At 41.1% G+C, this 21,197-nt stretch carries 20 protein-coding genes; 18 read left to right on the forward strand and 2 right to left on the reverse strand.

The annotated features are described in order from the left end of the window. Positions 1-4: 4 nt before the first annotated feature. The 7 genes from M0M83_RS04915 (at position 5) to nqrM (ending at position 6,013) form a co-directional block, all read left to right on the forward strand. Positions 5-1,243 carry an NADH:ubiquinone reductase (Na(+)-transporting) subunit B gene (locus M0M83_RS04915; RefSeq protein ID WP_248467758.1) on the forward strand — a complete coding sequence of 413 codons (1,239 nt, stop codon included), beginning with the start codon at positions 5-7 and terminating at the stop codon, positions 1,241-1,243. Then, on the forward strand, positions 1,236-2,030 hold the full coding sequence (locus M0M83_RS04920; protein ID WP_213912865.1) for a Na(+)-translocating NADH-quinone reductase subunit C: 795 nt from the start codon (positions 1,236-1,238) through the stop codon (positions 2,028-2,030). The genes M0M83_RS04915 and M0M83_RS04920 overlap by 8 nt, the downstream gene beginning before the upstream one ends. After that, positions 2,023-2,652, forward strand: a complete 630-nt coding sequence (locus M0M83_RS04925) for an NADH:ubiquinone reductase (Na(+)-transporting) subunit D (RefSeq protein WP_213912864.1) — start codon at positions 2,023-2,025, stop codon at positions 2,650-2,652. Before M0M83_RS04920 ends, M0M83_RS04925 begins: the two co-directional genes overlap by 8 nt. 4 nt (positions 2,653-2,656) lie before the next feature. After that, a complete protein-coding gene (gene nqrE / locus M0M83_RS04930; RefSeq protein ID WP_125893647.1) occupies positions 2,657-3,253 on the forward strand; it encodes an NADH:ubiquinone reductase (Na(+)-transporting) subunit E in 597 nt (198 codons plus the stop codon). Positions 3,254-3,268: 15 nt separating this feature from the next. Next, positions 3,269-4,495 carry an NADH:ubiquinone reductase (Na(+)-transporting) subunit F gene (nqrF, locus tag M0M83_RS04935; protein ID WP_213912863.1) on the forward strand — a complete coding sequence of 409 codons (1,227 nt, stop codon included), beginning with the start codon at positions 3,269-3,271 and terminating at the stop codon, positions 4,493-4,495. 240 nt (positions 4,496-4,735) lie between these two features. Continuing rightward, positions 4,736-5,767, forward strand: coding sequence for an FAD:protein FMN transferase (locus tag M0M83_RS04940; RefSeq protein ID WP_125893643.1), 1,032 nt, complete (start codon positions 4,736-4,738; stop codon positions 5,765-5,767). Positions 5,768-5,785: 18 nt separating this feature from the next. Continuing rightward, positions 5,786-6,013 carry a (Na+)-NQR maturation NqrM gene (gene nqrM / locus M0M83_RS04945; RefSeq protein WP_102139747.1) on the forward strand — a complete coding sequence of 76 codons (228 nt, stop codon included), beginning with the start codon at positions 5,786-5,788 and terminating at the stop codon, positions 6,011-6,013. Between the two features lie 197 nt (positions 6,014-6,210). Here the strand turns inward: nqrM and M0M83_RS04950 are convergent, their stop codons facing one another. Beyond that, positions 6,211-7,107, reverse strand: coding sequence for a glycerophosphodiester phosphodiesterase family protein (locus tag M0M83_RS04950; protein WP_248467760.1), 897 nt, complete (start codon positions 7,105-7,107; stop codon positions 6,211-6,213). 282 nt (positions 7,108-7,389) lie between these two features. Here M0M83_RS04950 and dinB point away from each other — a divergent pair, with 282 nt between their 5' ends. After that, on the forward strand, positions 7,390-8,445 hold the full coding sequence (gene dinB / locus M0M83_RS04955) for a DNA polymerase IV (protein WP_248467761.1): 1,056 nt from the start codon (positions 7,390-7,392) through the stop codon (positions 8,443-8,445). Between the two features lie 47 nt (positions 8,446-8,492). Here the strand turns inward: dinB and pepD are convergent, their stop codons facing one another. Continuing rightward, the gene (pepD, locus tag M0M83_RS04960; RefSeq protein ID WP_125893637.1) at positions 8,493-9,953 is read right to left on the reverse strand and encodes a beta-Ala-His dipeptidase; all 1,461 of its coding nucleotides are present in this window, start codon (positions 9,951-9,953) and stop codon (positions 8,493-8,495) included. A gap of 435 nt (positions 9,954-10,388) precedes the next feature. Between pepD and gpt the strand changes: the two genes are divergently transcribed. The 10 genes from gpt (at position 10,389) to recA (ending at position 21,049) form a co-directional block, all read left to right on the forward strand. Continuing rightward, positions 10,389-10,853, forward strand: coding sequence for a xanthine phosphoribosyltransferase (gene gpt, locus M0M83_RS04965; RefSeq protein ID WP_102139783.1), 465 nt, complete (start codon positions 10,389-10,391; stop codon positions 10,851-10,853). Positions 10,854-11,042: 189 nt separating this feature from the next. Further along, positions 11,043-12,293: an esterase FrsA gene (gene frsA, locus M0M83_RS04970; protein ID WP_248467763.1), complete on the forward strand. Its 1,251-nt coding sequence runs from the start codon at positions 11,043-11,045 to the stop codon at positions 12,291-12,293. Positions 12,294-12,364: 71 nt separating this feature from the next. Next, positions 12,365-12,766 (forward strand): sigma factor-binding protein Crl, encoded by a 402-nt coding sequence (gene crl / locus M0M83_RS04975; RefSeq protein ID WP_213912860.1) that lies wholly within the window; start codon positions 12,365-12,367, stop codon positions 12,764-12,766. A 116-nt stretch (positions 12,767-12,882) separates the two neighbouring features. Beyond that, on the forward strand, positions 12,883-13,986 hold the full coding sequence (proB, locus tag M0M83_RS04980; protein ID WP_102139782.1) for a glutamate 5-kinase: 1,104 nt from the start codon (positions 12,883-12,885) through the stop codon (positions 13,984-13,986). Between the two features lie 2 nt (positions 13,987-13,988). Beyond that, positions 13,989-15,242: a glutamate-5-semialdehyde dehydrogenase gene (proA, locus tag M0M83_RS04985; protein ID WP_248467765.1), complete on the forward strand. Its 1,254-nt coding sequence runs from the start codon at positions 13,989-13,991 to the stop codon at positions 15,240-15,242. A gap of 127 nt (positions 15,243-15,369) precedes the next feature. Further along, positions 15,370-15,867 (forward strand): shikimate kinase AroL, encoded by a 498-nt coding sequence (gene aroL, locus M0M83_RS04990; protein ID WP_125893629.1) that lies wholly within the window; start codon positions 15,370-15,372, stop codon positions 15,865-15,867. Positions 15,868-16,007: 140 nt separating this feature from the next. Next, positions 16,008-18,155, forward strand: a complete 2,148-nt coding sequence (gene aas, locus M0M83_RS04995; protein ID WP_248467767.1) for a bifunctional acyl-ACP--phospholipid O-acyltransferase/long-chain-fatty-acid--ACP ligase — start codon at positions 16,008-16,010, stop codon at positions 18,153-18,155. A gap of 1 nt (position 18,156) precedes the next feature. After that, the gene (gene lplT / locus M0M83_RS05000) at positions 18,157-19,359 is read left to right on the forward strand and encodes a lysophospholipid transporter LplT (protein ID WP_248467769.1); all 1,203 of its coding nucleotides are present in this window, start codon (positions 18,157-18,159) and stop codon (positions 19,357-19,359) included. A 14-nt stretch (positions 19,360-19,373) separates the two neighbouring features. Then, positions 19,374-19,877 (forward strand): nicotinamide-nucleotide amidase, encoded by a 504-nt coding sequence (gene pncC / locus M0M83_RS05005; protein ID WP_125893623.1) that lies wholly within the window; start codon positions 19,374-19,376, stop codon positions 19,875-19,877. Between the two features lie 104 nt (positions 19,878-19,981). Then, positions 19,982-21,049 (forward strand): recombinase RecA, encoded by a 1,068-nt coding sequence (gene recA / locus M0M83_RS05010; protein WP_125893621.1) that lies wholly within the window; start codon positions 19,982-19,984, stop codon positions 21,047-21,049. The last annotated feature ends 148 nt before the right edge of the window (positions 21,050-21,197 follow it).

Genomic DNA, 21,197 nt, shown 5'->3' on the forward strand with positions numbered 1-21,197 from the left:
TTCCATGGGTCTGAAAAATTTATTTGAAAAGTATGAGCACCATTTCGAGCCCGGTGGAAAGCTAGAAAAATACTATGCGTTATTTGAAGCAGTTTCGACTGTTTTTTATACGCCGGGTACGGTAACAAAAGGGCGTTCTCATGTCAGGGATACCATCGACCTGAAACGTATGATGATATTGGTATGGCTAGCGGTTTTCCCAGCAATGTTTTGGGGAATGTATAACGTTGGTAACCAAGCTATCCCAGCATTGCACCAATTATATAGTGGGGTTGAGTTACAACAAGTTCTCGCGAGTGATTGGCATTATAGCTTAGCGCAGTTTTTAGGCGCATCGCTTTCGATGGATGCAGGGTGGGGAAGCAAAATGCTGCTGGGTGCAGTGTATTTTCTTCCTATCTATGCAGTCGTTTTCTTAGTCGGTGGTTTCTGGGAAGTGTTATTTGCCATGATCCGCGGCCATGAAATAAACGAAGGCTTCTTTATTACCTCGATTCTGTTTGCCTTGATCGTGCCGCCAACTATTCCTTTATGGCAGGCTGCATTAGGTATTACTTTCGGGGTTGTTGTCGCGAAAGAAATTTTTGGCGGAACTGGGCGTAACTTCTTAAACCCGGCATTAGCGGGGCGTGCTTTCTTATTCTTTGCTTACCCTGCTCAAATATCAGGTGACTTAGTTTGGACTGCCGCAGATGGCTTCTCTGGTGCAACACCATTATCACAATGGGCAACTGGTGGTGAGCATGCGCTAATGAACACGGTGACTCATGAACCTATTACTTGGATGCAAGCTTTTTTAGGTAACATGCCAGGTTCAATTGGTGAAGTGTCTACACTGATGCTGTTTATTGGTGGGGCTCTTATCATGTTCTTCCGCATCGCATCATGGCGTATTGTCGCTGGTGTGATGGTTGGTATGATCGTAATGTCCTACCTATTCAACGCTATCGGCTCTGATACCAACCCATTGTTTGCTATGCCATGGTGGTGGCACATGGTACTCGGTGGCTTCGCATTCGGTATGATTTTTATGGCGACAGACCCAGTATCAGCTTCATTCACAGACAAAGGTAAATGGGCGTACGGCATTTTGATCGGTGTAATGTGTGTCCTTATCAGGGTTGTTAACCCAGCTTATCCAGAAGGGATGATGCTGGCGATCCTATTCGCCAACCTGTTTGCTCCTCTGTTTGACTATCTGGTCGTTCAAGCAAATATTAAGCGGAGAAAAGCTCGTGGCTAATGAAAAACCAATGAATAACGATAGCGTCGGCAGAACATTTCTAGTTGTTTTTATTCTTTGTCTAGTGTGCTCTATTGTCGTCGCAGGTGCTGCCGTTGGTTTAAAACCACAGCAGCAAGAACAAATTCAGTTAGATACTCAACGTAACATTTTAAGTGTTGCTGGATTGCTACAGCCTAAAATGACCGCTGAGGAAGTTCAAAATGTGTATAAGGAACGCATCGAACCTAAGCTTTTGAATTTTAAAACTAATGAATTATCTGACAGCACTAGCCGTTATGACTTAAATAGCGAGCTACGCAGCGAAGAAACGAGTATTGCACTCTCTCCTGCAGAGGATATTGCAAAAATCCGCCGCCGTGCCAATAGTGCTGAAATCTACTTGGTTAAAGATGAAGCAGGAAAAATATCACAAATTATTTTACCTGTTTATGGCTCTGGTTTGTGGTCTGTCATGTATGCCTTTATTGCGGTAGATGCAGATGGCGTTACCTCTCGTGGTATTACTTACTACGCACATGGTGAAACACCAGGGCTGGGTGGTGAGGTTGATAATCCTCAGTGGAAAGCACAATGGCCAGGTAAAAAACTGTTCAATGAACAGGGGATCCCGGCAATTAAAATCGTGCGCGGTGGTGCTACAGATAACCCATACGGTATCGACGGCCTTTCAGGTGCGACTCTAACATCAAACGGGATCCAACATATGTTTGATTTCTGGTTAGGGGATAACGGTTTTGGTCCGTTCCTGAAAAAAGTACGTGAAGGAGCGCTGAATAATGGCTGATTCAAAAGAAGTAAAACGCGTCCTGCTTGGGCCGCTATTTGATAATAACCCAATTGCTTTACAGATATTAGGGGTTTGTTCTGCATTGGCAGTGACAACAAAGTTAGAAACCGCGCTTGTTATGACGATTGCTGTAACCTTAGTAACGGCTTTTTCTAACTTCTTTATTTCACTCATTAGGAACTATATTCCGAGCAGTGTGCGTATTATCGTTCAAATGGCGATCATTGCATCTTTAGTTATTGTCGTTGACCAAATTTTACGTGCATACGCCTATGAAATATCAAAACAACTTTCTGTATTTGTTGGCTTGATTATTACTAACTGTATCGTCATGGGACGTGCTGAAGCTTACGCAATGAAAGCTCCACCAATTGAAAGCTTCATGGACGGTATTGGTAACGGTCTAGGTTATGGTGTGATCCTTGTTTTAGTCGGTTTTTTCCGTGAGTTATTTGGTTCCGGCAAATTGTTTGGTATCACAGTTTTTGAATCACTACAAACCGGTGGTTGGTACATGCCAAATGGCTTGTTCCTCCTCGCGCCAAGTGCATTCTTTATCATTGGTATGCTGATTTGGGGACTACGGACTCTGAAACCAGCTCAGGTAGAGAAGGACTAATCACATGGAACACTATATTAGCCTGTTCGTTAAAGCCATCTTTATTGAAAATATGGCATTAGCATTTTTCTTGGGAATGTGTACTTTCCTTGCGGTATCGAAGAATGTAAAAACCGCTTTTGGACTGGGTATCGCTGTAACGGTCGTTCTTGGGATCTCTGTTCCAGCCAATAACTTGGTATACAACTTGGTATTACGTGATGGTGCGATTGCGGAAGGTGTTGACTTATCCTTCTTGAACTTCATCACTTTTATCGGGGTTATTGCCGCGTTAGTTCAGATCCTGGAAATGATTTTAGACCGCTACTTCCCGTCACTGTATAACGCGTTAGGTATCTTTTTGCCATTGATTACCGTTAACTGTGCAATTTTCGGTGGTGTTTCTTTCATGGCTCAACGTGATTATAACTTTAGCGAATCGGTCGTGTATGGGTTTGGTTCGGGGATCGGTTGGATGCTCGCAATCGTATTACTGGCGGCTATCCGTGAGAAGATGAAGTACTCAGATATTCCATCGGGTCTAAAAGGGTTAGGTATCACCTTTGTGACAACCGGTTTAATGGCATTGGGCTTTATGTCCTTCTCCGGTGTGCAGCTATAAAGGCGAGAAGAATTCATGGAAATTATTATTTTAGGTGTCGTGATGTTTACCCTGATTGTCTTGGTGCTGACAGGTTTAATCCTGTTTGCAAAATCCAAGCTAGTCAATACAGGGAACATCAAAGTTGAAGTTAATGGCGATCCAGACAAAAGCTTTGAAGCTCCAGCGGGTGACAAGCTATTAGGCATGTTATCAAACCAAGGTATTTTTGTTTCATCAGCGTGTGGTGGTGGTGGTTCTTGTGGTCAATGCCGTGTGACAATCAAAGAAGGCGGTGGTGATATCCTGCCGACTGAGCTTTCTCACATTAACAAGCGCGAAGCAAAAGAAGGCTGCCGGTTAGCGTGTCAGGTCAACGTTAAACAAGATTTAAAAATTGAGCTTCCAGAAGAAATTTTTGGTGTGAAAAAATGGGAGTGTGAAGTTATTTCTAATGATAACAAAGCCACTTTCATTAAAGAGCTAAAATTGAAAATCCCAGAAGGCGAGGTTGTACCTTTCCGTGCAGGTGGTTTTATTCAGATTGAGTGTCCACCACATGTTGTCAAATATGAAGATTTTGATGTGCCTGAAGAGTACCGAGAAGATTGGGATAAATTTAACCTGTTCCGTTATGTGTCTGAGGTTAAAGAGCCAACTGTTCGCGCCTATTCTATGGCAAACTACCCAGAAGAGTATGGCATTATTATGCTAAACGTGCGTATAGCTACGCCACCTCCTCGTAATCCAGATGTCCCACCGGGGATCATGTCTTCTTATATTTGGTCATTAAAGCCAGGGGATAAAGTAACGATTTCTGGGCCGTTTGGTGAGTTTTTCGCGAAAGAAACGGATGCAGAAATGGTGTTTATCGGTGGTGGTGCAGGAATGGCGCCAATGCGTTCTCATATATTTGACCAGCTGCGTCGTTTGAATTCTAAACGTAAGATCAGTTTCTGGTATGGTGCACGTTCAGTCCGTGAAATGTTCTACACAGAAGATTTTGACCAACTGGCTGCAGAACATGAAAACTTTACATGGCATGTCGCGCTTTCAGACCCTATGCCTGAAGATAATTGGGATGGTTATACAGGTTTCATCCATAATGTTTTATATGAAAACTACTTAAAAGACCATCCAGCGCCAGAAGATTGTGAGTTCTATATGTGTGGGCCTCCAATGATGAATGCTGCTGTGATTAAAATGTTGAAAGACCTCGGTGTTGAAGATGAAAATATCTTATTGGATGACTTCGGTGGTTAAGCAACTCAGCTGATTTTATTAGACTTATCAAAGTCAGTAGACAGTAATACTTTAAAGAGGGGAAATATTTTCCCTCTTTGTGATTTTAGTAAATCGATTAAGTGCTAATTTGTTAGCATTTAATCGATATATTTATAATTATTTTGACTGGAACATTCTCTGCATGGGTGACGATGTAAAGTGTGTTAATAGTCTGGGCGACCTTAACAAAATGCGCTCATGATTGACGCGGAGAAAATTATGCTAAGTAAAAGAATCTATACCCCAATACTGCTATTTGTTGCGGCTCTGTTTCTTACTGCCTGTGGTGGACCTGAACAACAGAACCTTCAGGGACAAACGATGGGCACGTACTATTCGGTTAAATATGTTACAGACTCTTCGGAGCCAAAGCCTGAAGCTATTCAAGCTGAAATAGATAAACGGTTAGAAGAAGTTAACGACCAAATGTCAACATACCGCCCAGATTCAGAATTAAGTCGTTTTAACCAATTTAAAGAAGTGAATACACCATTCCCTGTTTCTGCTGCAACGGCAACAGTGGTTAAAAAAGCGATTGAAATTAATAAGCTGACAAGTGGTTCATTAGATGTAACGGTTGGACCTTTAGTTAATTTATGGGGTTTTGGCCCTGAAGGAAGAGTGACTAAAGCACCTTCAGATGAAGAGTTGGCTAAACGTAGAGCCTGGACAGGTATCGAAAAACTCTCCGTTCAAGATAATAACCTAATTAAAACAATCCCTGAGCTGTACGTCGACCTTTCCTCAATTGCTAAAGGTTATGGTGTTGACGTTGTTGCTGAATATTTAGAATCATTAGATATCAATAATTATATGGTTGATATTGGTGGTGAAGTACGTACAAAAGGAACAAATGGTAAAGAAGTACCATGGCGTATTGCAATAGAAAAACCTGTAGCGGATGGGGTAAGCCAAACAGCACAGGAGGTCATTGAACCCGGTGACCGTTCTATTGCCACATCAGGGGACTATCGCAATTATTTCGAACAAGATGGTGTTCGTTTTTCTCATACCATTGACCCGAAAACAGGAAAACCAATCACCCATAATTTAGTTTCTATTACGGTGATTGCAGAAAATTGCATGAGTGCTGATGGCTTATCTACAGGGCTAAATGTTTTGGGGCCTGAAGCTGGCTTTGCTTTAGCTGAAAAAATGAATATTCCTGTTTTCATGATTGTTAAGACAGATAAAGGTTTTGAAGAGCGTTATACTAAGGCATTCGAACCGTTTTTAACCAAAAAACAGTAGTTGTGGGAGGACAAAAAAATGCTTAATATTTTCATTGCAGCCTTTGCACTGTTTTTGTTGGCCTTTTTAGGCATGTCACTTGGGTACATTATTAAGCGTAAGAGTATTCAAGGTAGCTGCGGTGGGTTAAGCAGTATTGGTGTTGAAAAAGTGTGTGATTGTCCCGAACCTTGTGATGCACGTAAGAAACGCATGGCACGCGAAGAAGCACGTAAAAAACTGCTCAATAAAAACCGTATTATATAATTCAACTCTTCATTTATAGACCTTAGCTAACAGTATTGTTGGCTAAGGTCGCTATGAAAGACCATTATACAATTTAATCTTACAGACACGCTTTAATATAACTTGTTATTATGTAATAAAATAAAATGATTATTTTAAATAATGTAAGTTAAAACTAAGCTATTATTGAAATAACTTAGTTTTTATATTGAAGTATATTATTTTCTAAATGCTTTAGGTGAATCAACCATTACAGCATCAGCACCAATTTCTTTTGCGAGTTGGTAGTCACTTTCATTATTAACACCAAAAACAATGATATAAGCCTTGCCATTTTTTCTAAAACAATCAATAGCTTCTTTGTCCCATGAAATAACCGCAGGTGAACGAGCTTCACCTAGAGTGTATTTCTCAACAACTTCAATTTTTCGATGTAATTCAAAACCGAACCAACGGGTTTCAGATTCATGATTTTTCATAGGACATTGATGGCTTATCACACTATTTGCCAGTATAGTGCGAGTTTCATCTCGGCTTTCGAATAACTGTAATTTAGGCTCAAGAGTTTTTAGTGCATTTAAAAATGCGCCATTAGTTGAATAAAAACGTACTCGATTAACACTATGTGTGTCTTTCAATAGATTAAGAATAGCTTTTGCTTGAATATTAGGGTCTGCATCAGGTGATTTCAGGTCAACATAGAAAGTTGTATTCGGATATTCCTGCAAAATAGTTTTTAACGTACTAATCGTGGTTTTCTGCAAAGGAAATTGTTGATTATGTTTTTGGCTAAATTGGTAAGCTGCATTGACTTGGTTTAGTTGCTCAGCTGTGTAAGTGGATACCTTACCTTTTTTATCGGTTAGTTCATCCAATTTACTTGGACGATATAAAACTAATTGATTGTCTTTACTTAATTGTACGGTTACCCAAATCGCATCTGACTTATTTTTAATCGCTAAATCAATAGCGTAAAGCGTATTTTCAGGAGCATCCGCAGTTCCTGCTCGGTGCGCAACAATTTTAGGGGATAGTGCAAAAGCGGTCTGGCTAGCAAACAGTATTATGAGAGTTGCCATAAACTTAACATATTTTGATGTTGATATAATTGCCATAGATATAATCCATAGATAGTTTTCAAGGTATTGTCGTTGATAAAACAACTCTTTTTATTACTTTCTTGTTTAAAAGTAAGTATTAATGCTTGTTTTTAAGACAAACTTTAAATAAAGCATTTAATTAGGTAGCTTGGCAGATAATTATTGCAATATGATGAATTGACTAATTATCATTAAGTTATCTCCCTGCTCATCAATTTTATGGTGACGTAGCAATAATTGCATAGCCAATAAATATACTGTATATTTAATCAGGTGTTTGATTGGCAGAGCTAACCCGTGCGTAAAATTATTCATATTGATATGGACTGCTTTTATGCAGCGATAGAAATGCGGGACGATCCCAACCTTCGCAATGTGCCTATTGCGGTGGGGGGAAGTGCAGATCGTCGAGGTGTGATTAGCACTGCAAATTATGAAGCTCGTCGCTACGGTGTTCACAGTGCGATGTCCACAGCAATTGCACTTAGGCTTTGCCCGCACTTGAAAGTTGTTCCTGGGCATATGGCACTTTATAAAGAAACCTCTTTGCATATTCAAAAGATATTTGCACGCTATACAGACCTCATAGAACCGCTTTCTCTTGATGAAGCTTATTTGGATGTCACGGATTGCACACAATTGCACGGCTCTGCAACGTTAATCGCAGAGGCTATTCGTCAGCAAATTTTCGATGAACTGCAATTAACGGCTTCAGCAGGGATAGCGCCAATAAAATTTTTGGCAAAGATTGCTTCAGATATGAATAAACCTAATGGCCAATTCGTAATCACTCCGCAAAATATCGAACAATTCGTTCTTAACTTGCCTCTAAAAAAGATCCCTGGTGTGGGTAAGGTAACAGCCCAAAAATTAGCGGATATGGGGTTGATGACTTGTGCTGATGTTCAAAAATATGATGTTGTTGCATTGATTAAAAGTATGGGTAAATTTGGTCAGGTACTATGGGAGCGTTGCCATGGTATCGATGAGCGAGCTATTAACTCTGATAGGCTAAGAAAATCAGTGGGGGTTGAACGCACGCTTGCAGTGGATATTGACCAATGGACCGATTGTTTACAGTTACTTGATAAATTATATGACGAATTACAACGGCGTTTGGCGAAGGTAAAACCTGACCTACGAATTGCTCGCCAAGGTGTGAAATTTAAATTTGCAGACTTCCAGCAAACCACACAAGAACACGTATATCCAGTTCTTAATAAACAAGATTTGGTGCAAATAGCGAAACAAGTTTGGGATAATCGTCGCTTAGGGCGTGGTGTTCGGCTAGTTGGTTTACATGTCATGCTGCAAAGCCCGCAGCTTGAACGACAATTGTTACTCGAATTATAAAAACACCCATCTGGTGATGGGTGTTTGGCCTTTAGGTCATCAACAGTTTATTCTTTGACAGGAATAGCTTTTAAAACCGCTGTTAATAATTTCCAATACTCACCAACGCTTGCAATATGCACACGTTCATCAGGGGAGTGTGCACCGCGAATCGTTGGCCCAATTGAAACCATATCCATGTCTGGGTAAGGTTTTTTGAATAGACCACATTCAAGGCCTGCGTGGATCACCATCACATTAGGGATTTTACCAAACAGCTTGTTATAGGTCTCGCTGACTAAATGCATGACTGGTGAGTCTGCATCCGGCTGCCAACCAGGGTAACTGCCTTCTGCTCGGTATTGGGCTTGTGCTAGTTTACTGATAGATGTCAGCATGTTAACAACGTAGTTTTTACCGCTATCAATGAGTGAGCGAACAAGGAAGATAATTTCTGCTTTATCTTCAGTAAGGCGTACAACACCTTCGTTAAGTGACGTTTCAACGACGCCGATAGCAACATCACTCATGCGAATTACACCGTTTGGCGCCGCATTTAAGAAGAAAACAAAACGTTTTTGGCAGTCATCAGAAAGCGCTTTTAGCTCACTCTGTGTTTCGTCTAGTAGCAGCACAAGGTTAGGTTCGACGACAGCTAATTCGTTTTTCAGAATATCTTCATAGCGTGTTCTTAATGCCGTTAATTCAGTAACTTTGTTTGCTGGAACAGCAATAACGGCATAGGCTTCACGAGGAATCGCATTACGGACAGTACCGCCTCTGAAATCTAATAATTTTAGGCTTAAATCTTCTGCGTGTCCTGCCAGAAAACGCGCTAGCAGCTTATTGGCATTACCTAAGCCTAAATGTACATCACCACCTGAGTGCCCACCTTTCAAGCCTTTTAGGGTCATTGTGAAAGTTTTATAGCCTTGTGGTAATGCTTCACGAGTCAGGTCAAATGTGGTTGTGAAATCAACACCACCGGCGCAACCCATGTAAATTTCACCTTCTTCTTCTGAGTCGGTGTTAATCAGAATATCGGCTTGCAACCAGCCTGCTTTCAAGCCAAAGGCACCTTCCATACCGGCTTCTTCGGTCATGGTCAGGAGAACTTCCATTGGGCCATGTTCAACACTATCATCGGCAAGAACCGCCAATGCAGAAGCCAAACCAATACCGTTGTCAGCACCTAAAGTGGTGCCTTCAGCTGTGACCCACTCTCCGTTAACATATGGGCGAATTGGGTCGGTTTTAAAGTCATGTACCGTGTCGTTATTTTTTTGTGGCACCATGTCTAAGTGAGCTTGTAAAACAACACCTTTACGGTTTTCGTAACCAGGCGTAGCCGGTTTACGGATCAGAATATTGCCTACTTCATCACGTTCAACGTGAAAGCCTTTTTGTTTTGACCAATCAACAATATGTGCGGCTAAAGCCTCTTCATGGTATGAAGGGTGTGGAATAGAGCAGATTTTAGCGAAAATGTCCCATAGCGGTTGGGGGGATAATGTAGCAAGTTCAGACACGTTTTTCTCCTTTTCCCGTCATATTTTGAGTTGTAGCGTTGTTGGCTTCACTCGTAAACCCTAGTCACATACTTATGTATGTTCCTAGGGATTTTCTCATTTGCCGCCTAGCCACAACCCAAATTATTTAGGGAAAATATTTAATTTCCTTGGGGTATGGCATCACTAGTTTTATTGACCGAGCAACTCAAATTACCTCAGAGATTTTTAGTTGAGTTATGTTAGTTACTAGCTTGATATGCAAAATTAAATGATGCATTGCTGATAAACTCAGGATAACACTTTCTTTTAAGCAATGGACAGTGTAAATGATAATAATTAATGGTGAATGACGCTTTTTGCTGGTTTTTAACCGGCCAAATCACTATAATCTCGCGCAACCTTTTTTCCGCAAGACACATTTCAGATTTACTCAGCAGTCGGGACCCGAATTTTATGAGCGAAAAATATGTCGTAACGTGGGATATGTTGCAAATACATGCCCGTAAACTCGCACAACGTTTATTACCAGTAGAGCAATGGACTGGTATTATCGCGGTTAGCCGTGGTGGCCTTGTTCCTGGTGCACTTCTCGCACGTGAGCTTGGTATTCGTAACGTTGACACCGTTTGTATTTCTAGCTATGACCATGACAACCAGCGTGAATTAACCGTGATTAAACGCGCCGAAGGTGATGGTGAAGGCTATATTGTCATTGATGACCTAGTTGATACTGGCGGTACAGCACAAGCTATTCGTGATATGTACCCTAAAGCGCACTTTGTGACTATTTTTGCTAAACCAGCGGGTCGTCCATTAGTTGATGATTACGTAGTCGATATCCCACAAGACACATGGATTGAACAGCCATGGGATATGGGTGTCGTTTTTGTTAAACCGTTGTGTGAACAAGATAAATAAGTCTGTGTTTCAGGCGATTTTTAGGTGAAAAAATATTGTTATTATAAAGTGTTATCGACTTTATTGATTGCAAGAACACATTAATACCTAAAATATTTAAGCTAAACACGATATAATTTGGGGAATGCATTTTTGCATTCCCTTTCTTTTTTTTGGCCAAATTCAACTCCGATAGACAAGGAAATAGGGATGACTCAGCAAAACCTTTCAGAAAAACTTTTCAAACCTAAAGTCAGGCAAGTTGAAACGTCAACATTAGTCTCTTATTCATCTCAAACCATTTCTCAAATCAAAGAACATAGCGTGTTAAGTGGGTCCCATCATGCGGGGTGGTATCGTATGATCAACCGCTTAATGTGGATTTGGCGGGGGATAGACGCCTTAGAAATTGAAGATGTACTGAGCCGTATTGCTATCTCTGATGCACAGCGCAGTAATGATAACTTATTGGATACCGTCATTGGCAATCGTCGCGGAAACTGGTGTTTCGAATGGTCCCAGCAAGCCATGCATTGGCAACAAAAAGCATTAGAGTTTGAGAAAGGTGCAGAGGCAGGGGATGCTTGGTTGCGTTCAGCTAACTTGTACAGTATCGCTGCTTACCCATTTATTAAGGGCGATGAGCTTGCTGACCAAGCTATTTTGCTGGCATGCAAAGCTTATGATAGTGCAGCGAAATTTTCTCAATACCGCTTAAAGAAAATTCCATTTAAAGTTGATGGTGGAAAAGAAGTCTGCGGTTTTCTACATATCCCTTCACAGGGGCAAGGGCCTTACCCGACTGTGATGATCTGCGGTATGTTAGATAGCTTACAGATTGATTTTTGCCGCTATTTTCGTGATTACCTCGAACCTCTTGGCATTGCGATGCTAACACTGGATATGCCATCCATTGGTTATTCGGTTAAGCAAAAGTTGACGCAGGAAACAAGCACTTTACATGAGCAAATCGTTCGTCAACTAGGGGATATTGCTTGGATTGACCATACGCGTTTTGGTATTGTGGGCATGCGTTTTGGCGCAAATATAGCATTAAGATTAGCTTATATGTGCCCAGATAAAATTAAAGCAGTCGCTGTCATAGGGCCAATTGTGCACAGCTTATTGCATGAAGAGAAGTATCAGCAAGATATTCCTCGGATGGTTTTGGATGTGTTCGCCAGTCGTTTGGGTATTTATCAAGTTGATGGTTCTGCTTTACGGCATGAATTAAGCTGTTATTCACTTAAAAATCAGGGGCTTTTAGGGAAACGTAGTCAAGTCCCAATGTTATCAATTAGCCTTAAGGATGATATTTATAGTCCTAAAGCGGAATCTGATTTAATTCGACGTTCATCGATGGATGCTGACACGATAATGCTACCAAGCAAGCCTGTTTTTGCTAATTTCGAAAAGGCATTAAGTGAAACTACCAGCTGGTTGAAAGCAAAAATACTTTAATTTTATTTAATAACTTGCTTATTTTTTCCCATTTGTTAAAAAGGGGTCTTCCCAAGAAGGAGATCCTTAACATGGCTTTACCGACTGATTACTCAAATGGAAAGTATTTAAAGAAGTTTGCTACGATAGGACCTTATTTACGTGAAAAACAATGTGTAAATGGTTGTTATATATTTGATAGCCTTGTTGTTTGTGTAAACGCAAATATTGCGCCAGAAAAACGTGAATTTTGGGGGTGGTGGCTAAAATTGGTTGCAACTGATAAAGGCTTTGAGTTTACTTATCATTTTGGCCTATACAATAGCCATGGTAGTTGGCAAGTTAAAACACTGAAAGATGCAGCAACTATTGAGGCAATTGAGCAAAATTTAGTGTCTTTTCATCAAGCCCTTGCTAAACAATTATCTGAACTTGAGTTAAGCCTCTTTCCCTCCCCGCTAATGGCAGAATTAAAACTGGAATTAAGCGCATAAATTTGTTTTAAACCAACTTTTGTTGAATTTTGCGTTATGCCTGTTGGCATAACGCGCTTCTCCTGATAAAAATGATACCTACTTTTTGGTTTATTAATCCTAATGGCAGAAAAATGATGAAAAATAGCCAGACGCTGGTAGTTAAATTAGGGACCAGTGTATTAACAGGGGGCTCGCGCCGTTTAAATCAAGCTCATATTGTTGAGCTGGTTAGGCAATGTGCGCAGCAATATGAAAAAGGGCATCGTATTATTATTGTGACTTCTGGGGCAATTGCCGCAGGTCGTGAACACTTAAATTACCCCGAACTGCCGGCTACCATAGCATCTAAACAGTTGCTTGCGGCGGTCGGCCAAAGTCGTTTAATTCAGTTATGGGAACGGTTATTCTCCATTTATGGTATTCATATCGGGCAAATGTTACTGACACGAGCCGATTTAGAAGACAGAGAACGTTTTTTAAATGCACGAGATACCTTACAAGCACTGCTAGATAACGGAATCATTCCTGTTATCAATGAAAACGATGCCGTTGCTACTGCGGAAATCAAAGTCGGTGATAATGACAATCTCTCTGCTTTGGCTGCGATCCTCGGAGATGCTGACAAACTGTTATTACTGACTGATATCGAAGGCTTATATGATGCAGACCCACGCAGTAATCCAAATGCAAAATTGATCCCGGAAGTGTATGGTATTAATGATGAGCTTCGTGAAATGGCGGGGGGAAGCGTCAGCGGGTTAGGAACCGGTGGAATGGCAACTAAACTGCAAGCGGCAGATGTCGCGGGCCGCGCAGGGATTGATGTTATCATTGCAGCTGGAAATAAACCGGATGTGATTAATGCGGTTATTGAAAACCTTCCGGTTGGCACCCGTTTTTATGGGCAAAAAAATCCAATGGAAAATCGTAAACGTTGGATTTTCGGAGCTCCAGCCGCTGGGGATGTGTATATTGATGATGGTGCACAATTGGCGATCATGGAAAAAGGCAGCTCGTTATTGCCAAAAGGTATTCAGAAAATTGAAGGCGATTTCTCTCGAGGTGCAGTGATCCGTATTCGTAATATGGCAGGAAAAGACCTTGCTCATGGGGTCAGCCACTATAATAGTGATGCACTGAGAATGATTGCGGGGCACCATTCACAAGAAATCAGCAAAATACTTGGCTATGAACACGGTTCTGTGGCTGTTCATCGTGATGATATGATAGTGAGTTAATTATGTTAGAGACAATGGGTAAGGCAGCAAGGGTTGCTTCATGGCAATTAGCTCAGTTAAGCACCAAACAAAAAAATGCAGCATTATTACAAATTGCTGATCTATTAGAACAAGACAATGCCGTTATACTCGCAGCGAATCAAAAAGACATGGCGCAGGCAAAAGCAAGCGGTATGACCGAAGCGTTGCAAGACCGCTTATTATTGACGCCAGAGCGTTTAAAAAGTATTGCTGATGATGTCAGAAAAGTATGCCAATTAGCGGATCCTGTTGGGCAAATCATTGATGGAAGCCAATTGGATAGCGGCTTAAATTTACAGCGCTGTCGTGTCCCATTGGGGGTTGTCGGTGTCATTTATGAAGCTCGCCCTAATGTCACTGTTGATGTGGCCTCGTTATGTTTAAAAACAGGTAATGCGGTCATTTTGCGTGGCGGGAAAGAGACGCATCATACTAACCTTGCGGTGGTGGAAGTTATTCAAAAAGCATTGGAAAATAGCGGCTTGCCAGCAGATGCAGTACAAGCTATTAATAACCCTGACCGTGAATTAGTCGCACAATTACTCAAATTAGATCGCTACGTTGATATGCTAATCCCTCGCGGTGGTGCGGGTTTACATAAATTATGCCGTGAGCAATCAACGATCCCAGTCATTACGGGGGGAATTGGCGTTTGCCACACATTTGTTGATAAATCCGTAGATTTTAATAAAGCGATTAACGTGATTATTAATGCAAAAGTTCAGCGCCCAAGTGCCTGTAATTCACTTGAAACATTATTAGTTCATAAAGAGATTGCGAATGAGTTTTTACCATTTTTAAGTGAAAAAATGGCGCAGCAACAAGTGACATTGCATGCGAGTGAGAAAGCGCTTCCCTTGCTAAAAGAAGGCCCAGCAAACGTTGTTGATGTAAAACCTGAAAACCTTGTTGATGAATGGCTATCACTGGATCTTAACGTCGAAATTGTTGATGATATTGACGCGGCTATCGACCATATTCGCCATTATGGCACCGCACATTCTGATGCTATCTTGACAGAATCCATTCATCAAGCTGACTATTTTGTTCAGTGTGTAGATTCAGCAGCGGTATATGTTAATGCAAGTACGCGTTTTACCGATGGTGGGCAGTTCGGTTTAGGTGCAGAGGTTGCCGTGAGTACGCAAAAACTGCATTCACGTGGCCCTATGGGGTTAGATGCTCTGACAACGTATAAATGGATCGGATATGGCGACTTTTTAAGTCGCCCATAAAGAGTCAACATGATGAGATAGCCACACTTGTGTGGCTTTCTTTTTTTATTTGCCAAATAAGGCAATTTATCATAAGCAAATTTGTAGTTAGTATTGCTTAGTATTTATGATGATGGGATGAAATTTAATGTTTTACATTATCGGTCCAAGAGGTTCGGGGAAAACCACAATAGGTAAAAAACTTGCAGAATCTAAAGGTTATCAATTTGTTGATACAGATAAATTGATTTTAGAAAAAGCTGGAAAAAGTATTGCTGAAATTGTTGAACAGCACGGCTGGGATTACTTTCGTCAATTAGAGACTGACGTTCTTAAGTCGATTAAGCAAAATAACATGATTGTATCTACTGGTGGAGGCCTTGTTCTTGCAGAAGAAAATCAGCAAATTATGCGTAATAACGGCACCGTTATTTATTTAAATACCAATCCTGAAGTTTTAGCAAAACGCCTTGCTGCGGAACCACAAGCCGATCAGCGGCCAAGCTTGACGGGGAAATCTTTAGTTGAAGAAATTGAAGAAGTGATGCAGCAAAGGGAGCCTATATATCGCGCGACAGCACACCATATTATTGATGCTGCGCAGCCAGTCGACGATATCATCACACAACTTAATGATTTAACTTAAACGTATTTATGGTAAGTCATCGGTATTTTAGGAATATACCAATTAGAGTAAATGGAGCGGCTCAGTAAGATAGACGCAGCTAAGGGTAGAAACGTATCACTCTAATATATCAAAATATAATCATAGTATAGGGATTCATTATGTTGGCAAAGGTAGTCAAAACAGTACTTAAATTTTTATTTCGTGTACAAGTTATTGGCGATGCGAAAGAATTTAATCAAGATAAATGCTTAATTACACCTAATCATGTTTCTTTTCTTGATGGTGTATTGATTGCACTTTTCTTGCCTGTTAAGCCTGTATTTGCTGTTTATTCGACATTTGCCACACCAAAAATGGTGAAGCGCCTTAAGCCTTATGCAGATATTGTTCCTCTTGATCCCGCCAACCCACTAGGTATTCGTCACCTTGTTAAAGAGGTAGAAAAAGGTCGTCCGATAGTTATTTTTCCCGAAGGTCGAATTTCAGTTCATGGTTCTTTAATGAAAATATACGAAGGTGCAGCGTTTGTGGCAGCTAAGTCAGGAGCAAAAATTGTTCCTATTCGTATAGAAGGTGCACAATATAGCCATTTTGGGCGTCTGAAAGGGATTTTTCCATTAAAATGGTTCCCGAAGATCACATTGCATATCTTGCCGGCACAAGAAATTCCTATGCCAGAAGCTCCTAGAGCGGTAGAACGTCGTGCTCTGGCGGGTGAACATCTGTACCAAATCATGAAATCCGCACGTATGTCTTGTTTACCACAAGTCACATTAGTTGAAGAATTTATTCAAAGTGTCCAGTTTTTTGGGCGCCGCACGCCTTGTATTGAAGACATCGCATTTAAAGAAGATTCATATCAATCTCTATTGAAAAAAACCTTAGGGGTTGGTCGTATTATTGAACGTTATACTCATGAAAATGAAAGGGTTGGCTTATTACTGCCAAATGCGACAGTCACCGCGGCTGCAATTTTCGGTGCTTTAATGAGAGGCCGAGTACCTGCTATGCTTAATTACACTGCGGGCAGTCATGGTATTAGCAACGCGTTAAAAGCTTCTGCTGCAAAAGTGGTCTTTACTTCCCGCCAGTTTTTGGAAAAAGGCAACTTAACGCATATTCCAGAGCAAGTGCCAGAAGCTAGTTGGATTTACCTTGAAGATTTAAAAGACACAGTAACATGGCAAGATAAATTATGGATTATTAAGCACTTATTTAACCCTAAAAAAGCTATTATTCCCCGTAAACCGTCCGATGAGGCGATTGTTTTATTTACATCCGGCTCAGAAGGTACACCAAAAGGTGTTGTCCATAGCCATGCCAGTTTAATGGCAAACGTAGAACAAATTAAAACAATCGCTGATTTCACACCACGTGACCGCTTTATGTCGTCACTGCCGCTGTTTCATGCATTTGGTTTGACGGTTGGGCTATTTATCCCGCTATTTTCAGGGAGCCGAGTTTTCCTTTACCCAAGTCCATTGCATTACCGGATCATTCCTGAATTAGTCTATGACAAAAACTGTACCGTCTTATTTGGGACATCAACCTTTTTAGGTAACTATGCACGGTTTGCTCATCAGTATGATTTTGCACGTTTGCGTTATGTGGTTGCCGGCGCAGAAAAATTATCAGATAAAACGAAAAAGATCTGGTTTGATAAATTTGGTATCCGAATTCTTGAGGGCTATGGGGTAACTGAGTGTGCACCAATTGTATCAATCAATGTCCCTATGGCTGCGAAAGAAGGTTCTGTAGGGCAAATTCTACCTGAAATGGAAGCGCGAATTATCCCGATTTCTGGTATTGAGCAAGGCGGAAAATTACAGCTTAAAGGCCCAAATATCATGAAAGGGTATTTGCGTGTTGAAGCGCCAGGCGTACTTGAAACACCGCAAGCTGAAAATGCACAAGGTGAAATAGAGGAAGGTTGGTACGACACCGGTGATATCGTTGAATTAGATCATAAAAATTTCTGTACGATAAAAGGCCGTGTTAAGCGTTTTGCTAAACTTGCAGGCGAAATGGTTTCCCTCGAAAGTATTGAGCAAATGGTGGCCTCTCTTTCTCCTAATGCAAATCACGGTGTGGTGACAAAGCCAGATAGCAGTAAGGGTGAAGCGCTTGTTTTGTTCACAACAGATAAAGAATTAGACCGTAGTGCATTGTCTAGCGCAGCCAAAAGCAAAGGGTTAACCGAGTTAGCGGTTCCCCGCGATATTCGTTTTGTTAAAGAGTTGCCAGTACTTGGTAGTGGTAAAACGGACTTTGTTACATTAAAACAAATGGCATTAAAGGATGAATAAGATGCAAGAAAGTACTTCCAATTCGCCGCTAATGAGCAGAGGAATGAAAGCCGTACTTGCTTCACAGTTTCTCTCTGCATTTGCAGATAATGCACTATTGTTCGCCATATTAGCCCAGCTTAAAGCCGAGTTCTATCCTGAATGGAGCCATCCTATCCTGCAAATGGTGTTTGTTTTCACGTACATCGTTTTAGCGCCGTTTGTTGGGCAAATTGCAGATAGGTTCTCAAAGGGCCGAGTGATGTTGTTTTCTAACATCTTCAAATTTATTGGCGCATTAGGAATTTGTTTTGGCCTAAACCCATTCCTTTGTTATGGGTTAGTGGGGATCGGAGCCGCTTCATATTCGCCAGCTAAATACGGTATTTTGGGTGAACTGACCGGGGGAGATAACCTTGTTAAGGCCAATGGTGTCATGGAAGCTTCAACAATCGCAGCCATTTTAGTGGGCTCAGTTGTTGGCGGAATGCTTTCCGATATTAACTTAATCTTAGCGCTGGGAACATGTGCTGTACTCTACGCACTAGCCGTTATTGCGAATTTTTTCATCCCACATTTAGACGCTGCGAGGCCGGGAAAAGGTTGGGATCTTAAATTGCTGATGACGTCTTTTTTCAGTGCGTGCCGCGTGCTATGGGCAAACCAAGAAAGTCGTTTTTCACTAGTCGGAACCAGTTTGTTCTGGGGGGCCGGGGTAACACTGCGTTTTCTGCTTGTTGCATGGGTACCTGTGGCATTGGGGTTACAAGACAACACAACGCCGACTATTCTAAATGCGATGGTTGCCGTGGGAATAGTCGCAGGTGCTGGGCTTGCTGCCAAATTTATTACCCTAAAAACAGTTTATCGCTGCATTCCTGCAGGGGTTATTATCGGGATGATGGTGGTGTTACTTTCCTTGCAAACAAATATCATTCCATCCTATTTCATTTTAATCATTCTCGGTGTTTTTGGTGGTTTATTTGTTGTTCCATTGAATGCATTATTGCAAGAAAAAGGGAAAGAAACCGTTGGGGCAGGGAATGCGATCGCGGTACAAAATTTAGGTGAAAATAGTGCAATGCTGATTATGTTAGGCTTGTACTCATTAGCAATTAAAGCAGGTTTGTCAGTTGTGAATGCAGGTATTGGTTTTGGTGCTGTCTTCGCAATTGCGATAGCGGGTTTATGGGTTTGGGATCGCGCTCGTAAAAAAATGGCATAAAGGTAGATAACATCATGATAGATGAGAAGCGGCTTGAAACATTGAGTATTCAGGTTGGGCTGAAACTGAAAGAACAGGGTAAAACAGTCACAACCGCGGAGTCTTGTACTGGAGGCTGGGTTGCTAAGGTTTTGACTGATATATCGGGTAGTTCCGACTACTTTCAGCGCGGTTTTGTGACTTACAGCAATGAGGCAAAGCACCAAATGATCGGTGTTAAAAGTGAATCTTTACAGCGGTATGGCGCGGTCAGCCAACAGGTTGTTACTGAAATGGCGGAGGGCGCTTTACAAGCAGCTTGTGCAGATTTTGCTATTTCAGTCAGTGGGATTGCAGGCCCGGGGGGCGGTAGTGTAGAAAAACCTGTTGGTACGGTATGGTTTGGTTTTGCACAAAAACAGGCAGACCAGACAGTATTTGTCACTACACAGCATAGAGTGTTTCAAGGAAACAGAAACGAAGTTCGTTTTCAATCAACAGTTTATATACTCGAAACACTTTTAGAGCAGTTAAATTAAAAATTTTCTTGATACTGTATGATTATACAGTATAATTAATTTCAACAAACCGAATTCAATCGTTTTATCTGCAGTGGTCAAATCATTGCACTTAGGGAGTAAACATGGCTATTGATGAAAACAAACAAAAAGCACTTGCAGCAGCATTAGGCCAAATTGAAAAACAATTTGGTAAAGGTTCCATTATGCGTCTTGGTGAAGACCGCTCTATGGATGTTGAAACTATCTCAACAGGCTCCTTATCCCTTGATGTTGCATTGGGTGCTGGTGGCTTGCCACTAGGCCGTATTGTTGAAATCTACGGCCCTGAAGCTTCAGGTAAAACAACACTAACTCTGCAAGTTATTGCTGCCGCACAGCGTAGTGGTAAAACGTGTGCTTTCATCGATGCTGAACATGCTTTAGATCCCATCTATGCTAAAAAGCTAGGTGTAGATATCGATAACTTACTGTGTTCTCAACCCGATACCGGCGAGCAAGCCCTAGAAATTTGTGATGCATTAACTCGTTCAGGCGCAGTTGATGTGATCATCGTTGACTCCGTTGCCGCGTTAACACCGAAAGCTGAAATTGAAGGTGAAATTGGTGATTCACATATGGGCTTAGCAGCTCGTATGATGAGCCAAGCAATGCGTAAGTTAGCGGGTAACTTAAAAACATCTAACACTCTATTGATCTTCATTAACCAAATTCGTATGAAGATAGGTGTTATGTTTGGTAACCCAGAAACAACAACGGGTGGTAATGCATTAAAATTCTACGCATCTGTTCGCTTAGATATCCGTCGTATTGGCGCAGTGAAAAATGGCGAAGAGATCGTTGGTAGTGAAACTCGCGTTAAAGTAGTAAAAAACAAAGTTGCAGCACCATTTAAACAAGCTGAATTCCAAATTTTGTATGGTGAAGGTATTAATACCTTTGGCGAGTTAATTGACTTGGGTGTAAAACATAAGTTAATTGAAAAAGCTGGGGCCTGGTATAGCTATAACGGCGACAAGATTGGCCAAGGTAAAGCTAATTCAACAAATTATTTAAAAGAGCATCCAGACGTCGCTCAAGAAATTGATACTAAACTGCGTGAAATGTTATTGAACCACACGGGTGAATTTAGTAGTGCGGCAACAGACTTTATCAATGATGCTGATGAAGAAGAAGCACCAGAAGAATTTTAATATCAACATAATTATTTGATTTATATGTTATTTGTAGGCGTCCCGCTCAAGTGGTGGCGCCTGTTTTGTTTTAGACCTATCGCATTAATAGTTTATTGAACAGTTTTTCTGTGGAAAAATACATCAGTGCAAGGTATAAACATACTTT

Source organism: Providencia rettgeri, from assembly GCF_023205015.1.
GTDB lineage: Bacteria > Pseudomonadota > Gammaproteobacteria > Enterobacterales > Enterobacteriaceae > Providencia > Providencia rettgeri_E.

Excerpts from the sequence above, each read along its gene's own strand:
- M0M83_RS04915 (WP_248467758.1), top strand. The coding sequence starts at position 5 with ATGGGTCTGAAAAATTTATTTGAAAAGTATGAGCACCATTTCGAGCCC.
- M0M83_RS04925 (WP_213912864.1), top strand. The coding sequence starts at position 2,023 with ATGGCTGATTCAAAAGAAGTAAAACGCGTCCTGCTTGGGCCGCTATTT.
- nqrE (WP_125893647.1), top strand. The coding sequence starts at position 2,657 with ATGGAACACTATATTAGCCTGTTCGTTAAAGCCATCTTTATTGAAAAT.
- nqrF (WP_213912863.1), top strand. The coding sequence starts at position 3,269 with ATGGAAATTATTATTTTAGGTGTCGTGATGTTTACCCTGATTGTCTTG.
- M0M83_RS04940 (WP_125893643.1), top strand. The coding sequence starts at position 4,736 with ATGCTAAGTAAAAGAATCTATACCCCAATACTGCTATTTGTTGCGGCT.
- nqrM (WP_102139747.1), top strand. The coding sequence starts at position 5,786 with ATGCTTAATATTTTCATTGCAGCCTTTGCACTGTTTTTGTTGGCCTTT.
- M0M83_RS04950 (WP_248467760.1), bottom strand. The coding sequence starts at position 7,107 with ATGGCAATTATATCAACATCAAAATATGTTAAGTTTATGGCAACTCTC.
- gpt (WP_102139783.1), top strand. The coding sequence starts at position 10,389 with ATGAGCGAAAAATATGTCGTAACGTGGGATATGTTGCAAATACATGCC.
- frsA (WP_248467763.1), top strand. The coding sequence starts at position 11,043 with ATGACTCAGCAAAACCTTTCAGAAAAACTTTTCAAACCTAAAGTCAGG.
- crl (WP_213912860.1), top strand. The coding sequence starts at position 12,365 with ATGGCTTTACCGACTGATTACTCAAATGGAAAGTATTTAAAGAAGTTT.
- proB (WP_102139782.1), top strand. The coding sequence starts at position 12,883 with ATGAAAAATAGCCAGACGCTGGTAGTTAAATTAGGGACCAGTGTATTA.
- proA (WP_248467765.1), top strand. The coding sequence starts at position 13,989 with ATGTTAGAGACAATGGGTAAGGCAGCAAGGGTTGCTTCATGGCAATTA.
- aroL (WP_125893629.1), top strand. The coding sequence starts at position 15,370 with ATGTTTTACATTATCGGTCCAAGAGGTTCGGGGAAAACCACAATAGGT.
- aas (WP_248467767.1), top strand. The coding sequence starts at position 16,008 with ATGTTGGCAAAGGTAGTCAAAACAGTACTTAAATTTTTATTTCGTGTA.
- lplT (WP_248467769.1), top strand. The coding sequence starts at position 18,157 with ATGCAAGAAAGTACTTCCAATTCGCCGCTAATGAGCAGAGGAATGAAA.
- pncC (WP_125893623.1), top strand. The coding sequence starts at position 19,374 with ATGATAGATGAGAAGCGGCTTGAAACATTGAGTATTCAGGTTGGGCTG.
- recA (WP_125893621.1), top strand. The coding sequence starts at position 19,982 with ATGGCTATTGATGAAAACAAACAAAAAGCACTTGCAGCAGCATTAGGC.